We start from the raw sequence: 14,294 nt of genomic DNA on the forward strand, positions 1-14,294 counted from the left end.
ACACTCCCCCACATGGAGATGGCATGCGTGCACCACATCGACACCCGCGCGGCGCGCGGGCCCTGCTCGCCGGGTTGCTGGCGGCCGTACTGGCCCTGGTCGGCATGGTGCTGACCGGTACCGGGACGGCCACCGCCGCCGACGTGGACGTGATCCGGAACGGCGACTTCTCGGCCGGCGACCACATCACCCCGTGGGCCTGCGGCCCCACCGTCACCGCGGTGAACAACTCCGCCACCGGCTGGGACCTGCAGGGCACCCCGGCCGGGTCGGACTACGCCAACTGCAGCCAGCAGGTCACCGTGCTGCCCAACTCGACGTACACCCTGTCCGCGGTGGTGCAGGGCTCGTACGTGTTCCTGGGCGCCACCGGCACCGGCGGCACCGACCCGTCCACCTGGAGCTCCAACACCGGGTGGAACACGCTCAGCAGCACCTTCACCACGGGGGCCGGCACCACCTCGGTGCAGGTGTGGTTCCACGGGTGGTACGGCCAGCCGCCGTACCTGGTGGACAAGGTCTCGATGGTCGGCCCGGGCACCGGCTCGCCCAGCCCGTCCAGCTCCGGTCCGACCTCGGTGTCGCCGTCCCCGTCCGACTCGGCCTCGCCGTCCCCCTCGACGTCCACCTCGGCGTCGCCCTCACCCAGCAGCTCCTCCACCACTCCGCCGCCGCCCGGGCAGAAGCACAAGCTGACCGGCTACTGGCAGAACTTCTACAACGGCGCGACCCCGCAACGGATCAGTGACGTCCCCGCGGCGTACGACATCATCGCGGTGGCCTTCGCGGACGCCACCAGCACCCAGGGCGCGATCAGTTTCACCCTGGACCCGACGCTGTCCTCGAAGCTGAACGGCTACACCGACGCCCAGTTCAAGGCCGACATCGCGGCCAAGCGCGCGGCCGGCAAGAAGGTCATCATCTCGGTCGGCGGGCAGAACGGCACTGTCTCGGTGGCGAGTTCGGCCGCGGCGGCCAACTTCGCCAACTCCGCGTACGGCCTGATCCAGACGTACGGCTTCGACGGGATCGACATCGACCTGGAGAACGGCGTCAACTCCACCTACATGGCACAGGCGTTGCACACCCTGGCGGCAAAGGTCGGGTCCGGGTTCGTGCTCACCATGGCTCCGCAGACCATCGACATGCAGTCCACCGGCACCGAGTACTTCAAGCTGGCGCTGGCCACCAAGGACGTCCTGACCATCGTCAACATGCAGTACTACAACTCCGGTGCGATGCTCGGCTGCGACGGCGGCGTGTATTCGCAGGGCACCGAGAACTTCCTCACCGGCCTGGCCTGCATCCAGCTGCAGGGCGGCCTCGACCCGAGCCAGGTCGGCCTCGGGGTGCCCGCCTCCACCAGCGCGGCGGGTGGCGGCTACACCAGCCCGGCGACCGTGAACGCGGCGCTGGACTGCCTGGCCGCGGGAACCAACTGCGGTTCCTTCAAACCCTCGAAGACCTGGCCGGGCATCGGCGGCGCGATGACCTGGTCCACCAACTGGGACGCCCTCGCGGGCGGCGGCATCGCCGGCACCGTCGGCTCCCACCTGCACGCCATGCCGTAGCGGCAGCACGGCAGCGGGCCCGGCGGGGAAGTTCCCCGCCGGGCCCGGCAGTGACGATCCGTCAAGTGGTGACGCGGGGTGTGGGCAGTCGCGCGGCGTGCCGGCGGCGCAGTTCGGTGGCGATCTCCTCGGCCTCGCCGTCCGGCAGCAGCGGCAGCATCATCGCCACCGCCTGGAGCAGGCCGCCCAGCAGGTAGGTGGTGTCGGGCGTACCGGCCACCAGGGCGCGGACCGCGGCGACGTCCGCGTCGGCGACGGCCTCCAGCAGCAGCGCCGCGCCGGCCGTCTCCTCGTCCACCGCGACCTCGCAAGTACCGTACGGGGCACGCCGGGCCAGGCCGCGCAGCACCCGGTCGGCGACCTCGGGCGCGTACGCCTTGCGGACCGCCTCGGCGGCGATCCACACCAGCAGGGTGGTCGCCTCGCGCTCGGCGTTCTCGGCGAGCAGCAGGTCGAGTTCGGTGTCGAAGGCGAGCTGGTTTCCGTGCTGGAATGCCAACAGGAGGGTTGCCGCCCGGGCCTTGGCCGCCTCCACCTCCGCCATCGGAAGTTCGTCGGCCAACTCCCTGGTCGCCACCATGCGTATGCCCTCCGTTCGATGCCCCGCCCGAATGGGAACTTCCGCCCCACCGTACACATTCGATGTGCGAAGTTCGCTGAACGCGCGGGGGGCGGCAACCCGATGTATTCCCTTTGGCGCAGTGCGTCAATTGCCGGGAATACAGGACGGATAGCCGCAGCGAAACCGTTACCGCGACGCGCGGCCAAGGGAATTGACAGACCGCCGGCCCCAACTCGGGAAAGGCGAAGGGCCGCCGCCCCCGCAGTGCGGGAGCAGCGGCCCTTCCTGACGCGCGGTCAGCCCTGCGGCAGCGCCGCGAGCTGGGCGGTGATCCGGGCGATGTCGGCCTCGGCGGTCTCCAGCCGGAGCCGGATCTTGGCGACCACGTCGTCCGGCGCCTTGGCCAGGAAGGCCTCGTTGCCGAGCTTGCCGGTGGTCTGCGCCTTCTCCTTCTCGGCCGCCGCCAAGTCCTTCTGCAGGCGCTTGCGTTCGGCCGCCACGTCGATGGTGCCGGACAGGTCGAGCGAGACGGTGGTGCCGGCCACCGGCAGCGAGGCGGTGGCGTGGAAGCCCTCCTCCGGCGCCGTCAGCCGCAGCAGCGAGCGGATCGCCGCCTCGTGCACCTCCAGCCGGTGCCCGGCCAGCTCCAGCTGCGCCGGGACCTTCTGGGTGTCGCGCAGGCCCTGGTCGTTGCGGAACCGGCGGACCTCGGTGACCAGTTGCTGCAGCTGCGCGATCTCCGACTCGGCGTCGGTGTCGCGGTAGCCGGAGTCCTTCGGCCACTCGGCGACGACGACCGACTCGGCGCCGGTCAGCGCCGTCCACAGCGCGTCGGTGACGAACGGGACGATCGGGTGCAGCAGACGCAGCGTCACGTCCAGCACCTCGCCGAGGACGCGGCGGGCGTGGTCGGCCTGCGCGCCGCCCTTGTTGAGGGTGGTCTTGGACAGCTCGACGTACCAGTCGAAGACCTCGTCCCAGGCGAAGTGGAACAGCGTGTCCGAGACCTTCGCGAACTCGAAGTCCTCGTACAGCGCGTCCACTTCGGCCACGGTGGCGTTCAGCCGGGACAGGATCCAGCGGTCCGCCGCGGTGAGCTCCTCCGTCGCGGGGAGCGGGCCCTGGACGGTGGCGCCGTTCATCAGCGCGAAGCGGGTGGCGTTCCAGATCTTGTTGCAGAAGTTCCGGGAGCCCTTGACCCAGTCCTCGCCGATCGGCACGTCGGCGCCGGGGTTGGCACCGCGGGCCAGCGTGAAGCGGACGGCGTCGGCGCCGTAGGCGTCCATCCAGTCCAGCGGGTCGACGGCGGTGCCGGACGACTTCGACATCTTCTTGCCGAACTCGTCGCGGACCAGGCCGGTCAGCGCGACCGTCTTGAACGGGATCTCGCCGTCCATCGCGTACAGGCCGAACATCATCATCCGGGCGACCCAGAAGAAGATGATGTCGTGGCCGGTCACCAGGACGTCGGTCGGGTAGAACTTCTCCAGGTCGGCGGTCTTCTCCGGCCAGCCGAGGGTGGAGAACGGCCACAGGCCGGAGGAGAACCAGGTGTCCAGGACGTCCGGGTCCTGCTCCCAGCCCTCGCCGGTGGGCGGCTGCTCGTTCGGTCCGACGCAGACGACCTCGCCGTTCGGGCCGTACCAGACCGGGATCCGGTGGCCCCACCAGAGCTGGCGCGAGATGCACCAGTCGTACATGTTGTCGACCCAGTCGAAGTAGCGGCGCTCCAGCTCCTTCGGGTGGATCTCGACCTTGCCGTCGCGGACGGCGTCACCGGCGGCCTTGGCCAGCGGCTCGACCTTGACCCACCACTGCAGCGACAGCCGCGGCTCGACCACGGTGTGGCAGCGCGAGCAGTGGCCCACGGCGTGCTCGTAGGGGCGCTTCTCGGCGACGATGCGCCCCTGCTCGCGCAGCGCGCCGACCACGGCGGAGCGGGCCTCCAGCCGGTCCAGGCCGAGGAACGGGCCGTGCACGGTGAGCACACCGCGCTCGTCCATCACGGTCAGGTTCGGCAGGTTGTGGCGCTGGCCGATGGCGAAGTCGTTCGGGTCGTGCGCCGGGGTCACCTTCACGGCGCCGGTGCCGAACTCCGGGTCGACGTGCTCGTCGGCGACGACCGGGATCTCACGGTCCGTCAGCGGCAGCTTGATGGTCCGGCCGACCAGGTGCGCGTAGCGCTCGTCGGACGGGTGGACGGCCACCGCGGTGTCGCCGAGCAGGGTCTCGGCGCGAGTGGTGGCGACCACGATCGAGTCCTCGCCGTCGCCGTAGCGGATCGAGACCAGCTCGCCCGGGAGGTCCTTGTGGTCCACCTCGACGTCGGACAGCGCGGTCAGGCAGCGCGGGCACCAGTTGATGATGCGCTCGGCGCGGTAGATCAGGCCGTCGTCGAAGAGCTTCTTGAAGATGGTCTGGACGGCCTGCGACAGGCCCTCGTCCATGGTGAAGCGCTCGCGCGACCAGTCCACGCCGTCGCCGAGGCGGCGCATCTGGCCGAGGATCCGGCCGCCGTAGTTCTCCTTCCACTCCCAGACCTTCTCGACGAAGGCCTCACGGCCCAGGTCGTGCCGGGACAGGCCGGACTCGGCGAGCTGCTGCTCCACCCGGTTCTGGGTGGCGATGCCCGCGTGGTCCATGCCCGGGAGCCAGAGCGCCTCGAAGCCCAGCATCCGCTTGCGGCGGGTCAGCGCGTCCATCAGCGTGTGCTGGAACGCGTGGCCCAGGTGCAGCGCACCGGTGACGTTCGGCGGCGGGATGACGATGGTGTACGCGGGCTTGTCGCTCTTCGCGTCGGCGGTGAAATAGCCACGCTCTACCCAGCGCTCGTACAGCTCGCCCTCTACCTCGGCCGGGGCGTAGGTCGTCGGGAGGGTGGCTGCTTCGTCCCCGGGCTTGCTCGCGGGGCGCTGGTTCGTCGTGTCGGTCACGACGCACAGTTTACGGAAGACCCGACCACAGTTGTGACCGACAGTGCGCCGACCGCTCGGCGCGGTGGGGGGGCCGTACGGTAGCGTGCCCGCATAGTCGATCGGACGGGGCCGCGCAAACAGAGGCGGCGGGGGAGAAAAGACATATGTACGGCCAGGGCCAGGGACCGCAGCAGTATCCGCAGGGGCAGCCGCAGCAGCCGTACGGCGCTCCCCCGCCGCAGCCCGGCTACGGTGCGCCGCAGCAGCCGCCGGCCTACGGCGCCCCCCAGCCGCCGGCTTACGGCGCCCCGCAGCAGCCCGCGTACGGCGCTCCGCAGCCGTCGGGCTACGGCACCCCGCCGCCCGCCGGGCAGCCGGGGTACGGCTACCCGCAGCAGGCGCCGCCGCCCCAGCAGCAGTGGGGCGGCATGCCCCAGCAGCCGGGCCAGCCCGGCCAGCCCGGCTACGGCGGCTTCCCGCCGCCGCCCGCCCCGTCCAAGGGCAAGGGCGGGATCATCGCCGTGGTGGTGGTCCTGGTGCTGGCCATCGGCGGCGGCCTCGCCTACTGGGGGCTGAGCGGCACCAAGGGCTCGGACACGGAGGGCAAGTACAAGCTGTCCGCGCCGGAGAGCGCGGCCGGCTACACCAAGAAGAACGCCGACGAGAAGGGCGGGCTGAAGGGCCTGGACGGCGTCGGCACCTTCGAGGGCTCGCTCGCCGCGACCTACCAGAAGACCGCCACCGACGTGGCCAGCCTCAGCGGCTCCTGGGGCAAGGTCCCGGACCCGGCCAAGGCGCTCGACGTGCTCACCAAGAAGATCAACGAGGGCGACGGCAGCGACGCCTCCGCGGGCAAGCTGGTCTGGAAGCAGGAGCTGGCGGACGTCGACGCCAGCGACCCGACGGACCCGGGCGCCAAGCTCCGCTGCGGCGTGGGCACCTCGGACACCGGCACCGGCAAGGCCTCGATGGGCATCCCGATGTGCATGTTCGCCAGCCACTCCACCATCGGCGTGGTCGCGTTCGTCTCCATGGACCCCTCCGGCAAGGCCATCAGCACCACCGAGGCCGCGACCCGCGCCCGCCAGCTCCGCGACGCCGCGACCGTCACCAAGTAACCACCGCAGTACCGCACTTCACGCTCGAACGGAGTATCGCCCCGTGTCCGACAACCAGTTCGGCCCGCCGCAGCCCGGCTTCGGACCCCCGCCCGTCCAGGACGCGATACCCCCGCAGGGCGCGCCCGCGGCGCCCCAGGGCGGCTACGGCCAGCCGGCCGCGCCGCAGCAGGCCTGGGGCGGCGGCGCGGTGCCGCCGCAGGCGTTCCCGCCCGGCACCCCCGGCGGCTACCCGCCCGGGTATCCGGTGGCGCCGAAGAAGTCCCGCAAGGGCCTGTGGATCGGCCTGTCCGTGGTGGCCGCGGTGGTTCTCGGCGGCGCGACCACGCTCGGTTACCTGATCGTCCACACCGCGGCGGACACCGGCAAGAACAACGTCGTCCTGCCGCAGTCCTTCCACGACATGACCAACGACCCGGACGACGCGGACGCCAAGAACCTGGCCACCTCCCTGCAGAGCGGCCTGCAGTCGGAGAAGGACTCCTTCACCGACCCGCAGCCGGTCAGCGCCATCTACCGCTCCTCGGACCAGGAGAAGATGCTGCTGGTGTCCGGCCTGACCGGCCACGTGCTGCTCCCGTCCAAGCAGGTCGACGTGCTGTACAGCAGCCTCCCGTCCGGCGGCGCCACCAACCGCAGCGACGTCGACGCGGGCCCGCTCGGCGGCCGGATGTCCTGCGGCGACCTGGAGTTGAGCGGTCAGCACGGCGGCATCTGCGTCTGGGCCGACAGCTCGTCCGTGGTGATGGTCATAGAACTCGACATCTCCGCCGAGGACGGCGTCACCAAGGAGAAGGTCATCGCCGACACCCAGGAGCTGCGCAAGCTCGCCGAGGTCCCCAAGTAGCCTCCGCCGCACGGGACATGAAAGGGGCCCCGCACCGTTCACCGGTGCGGGGCCCCTTCGCTGCGGCCGGGTTGACGCCTGGTCAGGCGCTCTTGTCCCGGCGCTCACGCTTGATCATGTCGCGCGGGACCAGGGTCGGGATGGCGTGCTTGGAGACCACGTCCCCGGTGACGACCACCCGGGCGACGTCCTGACGGGACGGCACCTCGTACATCACGGACATCAGCACCTCCTCCATGATGGCCCGCAGACCGCGCGCGCCGGTGCCCCGCAGGATCGCCTGGTCGGCGATGGCCTCCAGTGCGTCCCGGGTGAACTCCAGCTCCACGCCGTCCAGTTCGAACAGCTTGCGGTACTGCTTCACCAGCGCGTTCTTCGGCTCGGTGAGGATCTGCAGCAGCGCCTCGCGGTCCAGGTTGTGCACGCTGGTGATGACGGGCAGACGGCCGATGAACTCCGGGATCATCCCGAACTTCACCAGATCCTCCGGCATCACCTGACGGAAGTGGTCCGAGGCGTCCAGCTCACGCTTGGAGCGGATGGTGGCGCCGAAGCCGATGCCCTTGGCACCCGCCCGGCCCTCGATGATCCGCTCCAGGCCGGCGAACGCGCCACCCACGATGAACAGCACGTTGGTGGTGTCGATCTGGATGAACTCCTGGTGCGGGTGCTTGCGCCCGCCCTGCGGCGGCACCGAGGCGGTGGTGCCCTCCAGGATCTTCAGCAGCGCCTGCTGCACACCCTCGCCGGAGACATCGCGGGTGATCGACGGGTTCTCGCTCTTGCGGGCGACCTTGTCGATCTCGTCGATGTAGATGATCCCGGTCTCGGCCTTCTTGACGTCGTAGTCGGCCGCCTGAATCAGCTTCAGCAGGATGTTCTCGACGTCCTCGCCGACGTAGCCGGCCTCGGTCAGCGCCGTGGCGTCCGCGATCGCGAACGGCACGTTCAGCATGCGGGCCAGGGTCTGCGCGAGCAGCGTCTTGCCGGAGCCGGTCGGGCCCAGCAGCAGGATGTTCGACTTGGCCAGCTCGATCGCGTCGTCCCGGCCGGAGCCGGAACGACCGGCCTCGCCCGCCTGGACGCGCTTGTAGTGGTTGTAGACCGCGACCGACAGCGCCTTCTTGGCGAGGTCCTGACCGACCACGTACTGGTCCAGGAACTCGTAGATCTCGCGGGGCTTCGGGAGTTCCTCGAAGCGCACCTCGGAGCTCTCGGCGAGCTCCTCCTCGATGATCTCGTTGCAGAGGTCGATGCACTCGTCGCAGATGTACACGCCTGGCCCGGCGATCAGCTTCTTCACCTGCTTCTGCGACTTGCCGCAGAACGAGCACTTGAGCAGGTCGCCACCGTCTCCGATGCGTGCCACGAGGTGCTTCCCCTTCGCCAGGGGCCCCGCGGGGGTCGGGGCCTGGTGCTGTGAGACCGGCTGCGTCGGCGGTCGGTCTGGTATCCGACGGTACTCTGCCGAGCCGTTGTTTCCGTCGACTTCGGCCGCTCTGCCCTACGCCCTGGGCGAATTGATACCGAACAGATGCCGTCGCGGGTGCATGACCCGACAGCCATTGTGCCGGGGCCGTGGCCCCGACCGGAACGCCCCGGGGCGGGGCGTACGTCACGTACGCGCCGCCCCGGGGCGAGGGTTCAGTCGGTGTACGAGTTCTTCCGGGTCGAGACGATCTGGTCGACCAGGCCGTACTCCAGCGCCTCTTCGGCGGTCAGGATCTTGTCGCGCTCGATGTCCTCGCGGACCTGCTCGACCTCCTTGTTGGAGTGCTTGGCCAGCATGGTCTCCAGCTGCTCACGCATCCGGAAGATCTCCTTGGCCTGGATCTCCAGGTCCGACACCTGACCGCGGCCGGTCTCGGTGTACGGCTGGTGGATCAGCACCCGGGCGTTCGGCAGCGCCATCCGCTTGCCGGGGGTGCCCGCGGCCAGGATGACCGCGGCGGCCGAGGCGGCCTGGCCCATGCAGACCGTCTGGATGTCCGGCTTCACGAACTGCATGGTGTCGTAGATCGCCGTCAGCGCGGTGAACGAGCCGCCAGGGGAGTTGATGTAGATCGAGATGTCGCGATCCGGGTCCATCGACTCCAGGCAGATCAGCTGCGCCATGATGTCGTTCGCGGAGACGTCGTCCACCTGCGAGCCGAGGAAGATGATGCGCTCCTCGAACAGCTTGGCGTACGGGTCGTACTCGCGAACGCCCTGCGAGGTGCGCTCGACGAACCGCGGGACGATGTAGCGGCCCTCGGCCCGCATGTCCTCCAGGCGGGCCTTGGCACCGGACAGGCTGGGGATGTTCATGTTCTGTGGTCCTCCGAAGCGTGCGGTCTGGATTCCGAAACCGGTCAGCCGGCCAGGCCGGCGCCGGTGCCGCCGCCGCCCGGGACGTCCGCGGCGCTGTGCATGATGTCGTCGATCAGGCCGTACGCCTTGGCCTCCTCCGGGGTGAACCAGCGGTCGCGGTCGGAGTCCGCGGTGACCTGCTCGAAGGTCTGCCCACTGTGGTGGGCGATCATCTCCGACATCCGCTTCTTGGTGCGCAGCAGCTGCTCCGCCTGGATCCGGATGTCGGTGGCGGAGCCGCCGAGGCCCGCGGAGGGCTGGTGCATCAGGATGTTGGCGTTCGGCAGCGAGAAGCGCTTGCCCGGGGTGCCCGCGGTCAGCAGGAACTGACCCATCGACGCGGCCATGCCCATGGCGATGGTCACGACGTCGTTCTTGATGTACTGCATGGTGTCGTAGATCGCCATGCCGGCCGAGATCGAGCCGCCCGGGGAGTTGATGTAGAGAAAGATGTCCTTCTCGGGGTCCGCCGCGAGCAGCAGGAGCTGGGCGGTGATCTTGTTGGCGATGTCGTCGTCGACCTGCTGGCCGAGGAAGATGATGCGCTCGTTGAGCAGCCGGTTGTAGACCTGGTCGCCCAGGCCGCCGCCCACGTCGCCGCCGGCGGCGTGCGGTGCCATCGGGCCAGGCATCTGCATCTGCGGGAACGTCACTTAGCCACCTGCTCAGTCGATCTGCGTGTGTGTCGCTGTCCACCGACCCTAACGCGCAGGCCCGGCCGCTGAATCCCCCACGCAGAACTGTTCGCTGTGAGCGCAGGGTGACTGGGCCCAACGCGAACGGGCCCGGGCACCATGCGGTGCCCGGGCCCGTCCCGGTGCTGCGGTCCGCCGGATTCCCGGCGGTTACGAGGCTCAGGCCTCGGTGGTCTCCTCGGCGGCGGCCTCGGTGACAACCTCTTCCTCATCGTCCTCGAAGGAGACGACCTCACCGTTGGTGTCGGTGACCTTGGCGGCCTCGACAACCAGGGCCAGCGCCTTGCCGCGGGCGACCTCGCCGACCAGGAGCTGGACCTGGCCGCCCTGGACGACCTGCTGGGCGAACTGGTCCGGGGTCAGGCCGGAGCCGGCGGCGCGACGGATGAGGTGCTCGGTGAGCTCCTCCTGGTTGACGCCCAGCTCCTCGTTCTTGACGATCTGGTCCAGCACGAACTGGGTCTTGATGCCCTTCTTCGCCTGGTCCTCGGTCTCCTTGTCGAAGTCCTCGCGGGACTTGTCCTGGGAGGCCAGGTAGGTGTCGAGGGTCATGCCCATCGGCTCCAGCTGGTGGTGCTCCAGGTTGTGCTTGCGGGTGCCGATCTCGTCCGCGAGCAGCTTCTCCGGGTAGTCCATCTCGACCCGGGTGAGCAGCTCGTCGAGGACCTTCTCCTGGGCCTGGGTGGCCTGGTCGAACTCCTTCATCCGCTCGAGGCGCTTGCGGGAGTCCCCGCGCAGCTCCTCCAGGGTGTCGAACTCGCTCGCCAGCTGCGCGAACTCGTCGTCCAGCTCCGGGAGTTCCTTCTCCTGGACGGTGGTCACGGTGACGGTGACCTCGGAGTCCTTGCCGATCTGGGTGCCACCCTTGAGGGTGGTGGTGAAGGTCTTGGCCTCACCGGCGGACAGGCCGACGACGGCCTCGTCGATGCCGTCCAGCAGGCGGCCGGAGCCGATCTCGTAGCTCACGCCGGTGGCGGTGCCGTCCTCCGGCACCTCACCGTCGACCTTGGCCTCCAGGTCGATGACCACGACGTCGCCCTCGGCGGCGGCGCGCTCGACATCCTTCACGGAGCTGAAGCGCTCGCGCAGCTGCTGCAGCGACTTCTCGATGTCCTCGTCGGTGACCTCGACCGGGTCCACCACGACGGCGATCTCGGCGAAGTCCGGCAGGGCGACCTCGGGACGGACGTCGACCTCGGCGGTGAACTTCAGGTCACCGCCGTCGGCCAGGTTCTCGACACCGGCGATGTCGGTGATGTCCGGCTGGCCCAGCACATCGATCTGGCCCTCGTCGACGGCCTGCGTGTAGAAGCGCGGAAGCGCGTCGTTGACGGCCTCCTCCAGCACCGCGCCACGGCCGAAGCGCTGGTCGATGACCCGGTTCGGGATCTTGCCCTTGCGGAAGCCCGGAACGGTGACCTGCTGGTTGATCTTCTTGTACGCCGCGTCGAGGCTGGGCTTGAGCTCCTCGAAGGGCACCTCGACGGTGAGTCGAACCCGGGTCGGGTTCAGAGTCTCGACGGCGCTCTTCACGGTGGGGTCTCCTAGGGGGGCTTGCGGTCAGGGCGATAGGCGGTTGGGGCTGCAATGCTGTCCGTACTACCGCCAGCGGTCCATCCTACCGGTACCACGAAAGTGACTGCGCCCGGCACCGGGTGCACGGCGGAGCGGGGCCGGGGCGGCCGCGCCCCACAACGACAACAGGGCCCCGCCCACGGACGAGACCCTGCCGCACGGTCGGGGTGACCGGATTCGAACCGACGGCCTTCCGCTCCCAAAGCGGACGCGCTACCAACCTGCGCCACACCCCGTGGTGCCGAGCAGAAGAGTACACGTCGGGCCGCCTCCGACCGGGGCGATATTCGCGAGCCGACAGCGCGGAAGGAGTGTGCAATCCACCGGCTCGACCAGGTACCCTGATCCAGTCCTCGCCACCGCGACGCGGTGCGGGTACGCCTTTGCGGGTGTAGCTCAATGGTAGAGCCCCAGTCTTCCAAACTGGTCACGCGAGTTCGATTCTCGTCACCCGCTCCACAAGGCCAACGGCCCCGACTGCCAACGCAGTCGGGGCCGTTGCCGTTGGTCGGCCCGCGCCGCATGGCCGGGGGGCGTTCGCCCGCGCAAGGGCGCCGGAAAGCCCGAAGGCCCCGCGCAGCGGACTGCGCGGGGCCTTCGGGGGGTGAGGCGTGGATCAGACGTTGACGCCGTGGGCCGCCAGGTAGGCGACGGGGTCGATGTCGGAGCCGTAGTCCGGGGTGGTGCGGATCTCGAAGTGCAGGTGCGGGCCGGTCACGTTGCCGGTGGCGCCGGAGAGACCGATCTGCTGACCCGCCGTCACGGACTGGCCGGCCGAGACGGAGATCGAGGAGAGGTGGGCGTACTGGGCGTACTTGCCGTCGGCCAGCTTGATGACGACCTGGTTGCCGTAGGCACCGCCGTTGCCGGCGGAGACCACGGTGCCGTTGGCGATGGCCTTGAGGCTGGTGCCGGTGGCGACCGGGAAGTCGATGCCGGTGTGGTAGCCGGAGGACCAGTTGGAGCCGGCGACCTTGTAACCGGTGGTGACCTTGCCCGGCGCCGGGGCGACGTAGGTGGAGCTGTTGCTCGCGGCGGCCGGAACGGCGGCCGGGGAAGCGGTGGTGGCCGTGGTGGCGACCGGGGGCGCCGCCTGCGGGGCCGGGGCCACGGGCTGGGCCTTGACGGTGCCGGTGGTGGCCGGCTTCGCGGTGTCGGCCTTCTTGACGGCGACCTTCGGCGCGGTGGCGGTGTCCGTGGAGGTGGACTTGGCGGCCGGGGCCTGCGCGGGGGCGGCGGCCTGGCCGTTGATGGCCAGCTTCTGGCCCGGGAAGATCAGGTCGGGGTTGCCACCGACCACGGAGCGGTTGTCCTGGTACAGCTTCTGCCAGCCACCGTCGACGTGCTGCGCGGCGGCGATCTTGGACAGGGTGTCGCCGGAGGCGACCCGGTAGCTGTGCGGGGCGGCGGCCTGGTCGGCGACGGGGGTGGCGTCCACCGAGACCGTGGACGGGTGGCTGCCGGCCTGCTCGGTGGCGGTGTGCGCGGAGGCGGCGGTGACCGGGAGGCCGATCGCGGCGCCGGCCACACCGGTGGCGATGGCGATCCGGGCGATGGTGGCCAGGCTCGGCTTGCGGTGCTTGCCCTGAGCGGACATGAAGGCGTTCCTCTCCGACGCCTGCGAGGTGAGCTGTCGGGTTCGGGCGAGAGTTGCCCGGCCGCAGGGACTGCGGCTTCACCCCAAGCCGTTCCCGGTGGTTTCCGGGCCCGGCGACTTACCTGTGGTTCCCCCGCTCCTGCCGTGGCGTGGTATCTGGTCGGCACCGGACGACGGCAGGACTAGGCGTTCCGTCCGGTGGCCCGCCCGGTCACTGGCCGGGCTGCGGAGGAAGCAAATCCCACGGCCCGTGAGGCTGGCAAACGCCGATCGGCCCCGCTCCCTGGGTCGGGAAGGGGCTGACGATCCACCAGGTCACGCTGTGCCGACACCCTGCTGCGGTGCGCGTACGCGATCATGACAGTGCGCGTACGAACCCCGCACGGTGGGCGACTTCGGCCACCGTGCGCGTTCGGGCGCGGACCTGGCGTGACGTCGCGGGTGAGCCTGGTCACCGTGGGCAGGCCGAATGGACGGCGCGGGGGTGTCTCCCGCCCGTCGTGGCGTGCCGCCGGGGAGCCGACAGGCCGTCAGCCCGCGATCGACGCGATGGCCTTGGAGACCGAGGTGAGGAACTGCTGGATCGGGCCGGCCATGGTCGACTGGCTCAGCATGAAGCCGAACAGGGCGGCGACGATGGCGTGCCCGGTCTTCAGCTGCTTGTTGCGAATGAAGATCGCGACGATGATGCCGAACAGGACAAGCGCGGAGACGGAGAAGGCCACCGGGACTCACTTCCTCGATTCATGGCGGGGGTTCGGTGGAAGCCGGCGTTGGCTCCCAGGCGGAAACCGGCCCCTGCCCCCCGTGTCCCCACCACTCCATCCGGACTCAGTGTGGTCGCTCGTGCTGAGTGCGTAAAGGACTTGCCCGGTCGCTCGGTGCCCGAACCCGCCTGGCAGGACTGATTTTCGCCGACCGCGACGATAGCGGACGGGTTCTGACACCCCGTCGGCGGGCGGTGGTCCGTGCTGGCCTGCGCGGCAAACCGGCAGGCAGATCCAACATCGCCGCCCGGCTCGGGCCGCGTACCGGAATTGGCCGAAGATCAACGTCCGGGTTTGA

11 protein-coding genes, 2 tRNA genes and 1 riboswitch are annotated in these 14,294 nt (G+C 69.9%); of the genes, 4 read left to right on the forward strand and 9 right to left on the reverse strand.

The window, feature by feature from the left end; genetic code table 11:
• The first annotated feature begins 23 nt into the window (after window positions 1–23).
• Window positions 24–1,571, forward strand: a complete 1,548-nt coding sequence (locus ACFYST_RS11855) for a chitinase (RefSeq protein WP_387861530.1) — start codon at window positions 24–26, stop codon at window positions 1,569–1,571.
• 61 nt (window positions 1,572–1,632) lie between these two features.
• On the opposite strand, the gene ACFYST_RS11860 is transcribed toward ACFYST_RS11855, so the two are convergent.
• Together ACFYST_RS11860 and ACFYST_RS11865 are read right to left on the reverse strand one after the other, a co-directional pair.
• Window positions 1,633–2,151 (reverse strand): hypothetical protein, encoded by a 519-nt coding sequence (locus ACFYST_RS11860; protein WP_387861531.1) that lies wholly within the window; start codon window positions 2,149–2,151, stop codon window positions 1,633–1,635.
• Window positions 2,152–2,429: 278 nt separating this feature from the next.
• Window positions 2,430–5,066 carry a valine--tRNA ligase gene (locus ACFYST_RS11865; RefSeq protein ID WP_387861532.1) on the reverse strand — a complete coding sequence of 879 codons (2,637 nt, stop codon included), beginning with the start codon at window positions 5,064–5,066 and terminating at the stop codon, window positions 2,430–2,432.
• A 146-nt stretch (window positions 5,067–5,212) separates the two neighbouring features.
• On the opposite strand from ACFYST_RS11865, the gene ACFYST_RS11870 reads away from it, so the two are divergent.
• Window positions 5,213–6,166 carry a hypothetical protein gene (locus tag ACFYST_RS11870; protein WP_387643089.1) on the forward strand — a complete coding sequence of 318 codons (954 nt, stop codon included), beginning with the start codon at window positions 5,213–5,215 and terminating at the stop codon, window positions 6,164–6,166.
• Window positions 6,167–6,209: 43 nt separating this feature from the next.
• Window positions 6,210–7,013 (forward strand): hypothetical protein, encoded by an 804-nt coding sequence (locus tag ACFYST_RS11875; RefSeq protein ID WP_387861533.1) that lies wholly within the window; start codon window positions 6,210–6,212, stop codon window positions 7,011–7,013.
• A gap of 82 nt (window positions 7,014–7,095) precedes the next feature.
• Here ACFYST_RS11875 and clpX read toward each other — a convergent pair whose 3' ends face one another.
• The 5 genes from clpX to ACFYST_RS11900 all read right to left on the reverse strand — a co-directional run bounded on the left by clpX (window position 7,096) and on the right by ACFYST_RS11900 (window position 11,868).
• Complete coding sequence (gene clpX / locus ACFYST_RS11880; RefSeq protein WP_043913988.1) at window positions 7,096–8,382, reverse strand: ATP-dependent Clp protease ATP-binding subunit ClpX; 1,287 nt, start codon at window positions 8,380–8,382, stop codon at window positions 7,096–7,098.
• Between the two features lie 275 nt (window positions 8,383–8,657).
• Complete coding sequence (locus ACFYST_RS11885; RefSeq protein ID WP_387643087.1) at window positions 8,658–9,320, reverse strand: ATP-dependent Clp protease proteolytic subunit; 663 nt, start codon at window positions 9,318–9,320, stop codon at window positions 8,658–8,660.
• A gap of 44 nt (window positions 9,321–9,364) precedes the next feature.
• Window positions 9,365–9,994: an ATP-dependent Clp protease proteolytic subunit gene (locus ACFYST_RS11890; protein WP_387861582.1), complete on the reverse strand. Its 630-nt coding sequence runs from the start codon at window positions 9,992–9,994 to the stop codon at window positions 9,365–9,367.
• Between the two features lie 222 nt (window positions 9,995–10,216).
• Window positions 10,217–11,590, reverse strand: a complete 1,374-nt coding sequence (gene tig, locus ACFYST_RS11895) for a trigger factor (protein ID WP_387643086.1) — start codon at window positions 11,588–11,590, stop codon at window positions 10,217–10,219.
• Window positions 11,591–11,794: 204 nt separating this feature from the next.
• Window positions 11,795–11,868 (reverse strand) — tRNA-Pro (locus tag ACFYST_RS11900).
• 149 nt (window positions 11,869–12,017) lie between these two features.
• On the opposite strand from ACFYST_RS11900, the gene ACFYST_RS11905 reads away from it, so the two are divergent.
• Window positions 12,018–12,091: transfer RNA gene (locus ACFYST_RS11905), tRNA-Gly, on the forward strand.
• Between the two features lie 157 nt (window positions 12,092–12,248).
• Here ACFYST_RS11905 and ACFYST_RS11910 read toward each other — a convergent pair.
• Both ACFYST_RS11910 and ACFYST_RS11915 read right to left on the reverse strand, forming a co-directional pair.
• A complete protein-coding gene (locus tag ACFYST_RS11910) occupies window positions 12,249–13,229 on the reverse strand; it encodes a peptidoglycan DD-metalloendopeptidase family protein (protein WP_387643085.1) in 981 nt (326 codons plus the stop codon).
• A 5-nt stretch (window positions 13,230–13,234) separates the two neighbouring features.
• Window positions 13,235–13,389: riboswitch (cyclic di-AMP (ydaO/yuaA leader) on the reverse strand.
• 370 nt (window positions 13,390–13,759) lie between these two features.
• A complete protein-coding gene (locus ACFYST_RS11915) occupies window positions 13,760–13,954 on the reverse strand; it encodes a hypothetical protein (protein WP_035862776.1) in 195 nt (64 codons plus the stop codon).
• Window positions 13,955–14,294: the final 340 nt, after the last annotated feature.

The sequence above is a fragment of the Kitasatospora sp. NPDC004614 genome (assembly GCF_042873675.1).
In the GTDB taxonomy this organism is placed as follows: Bacteria; Actinomycetota; Actinomycetes; order Streptomycetales; family Streptomycetaceae; genus Kitasatospora.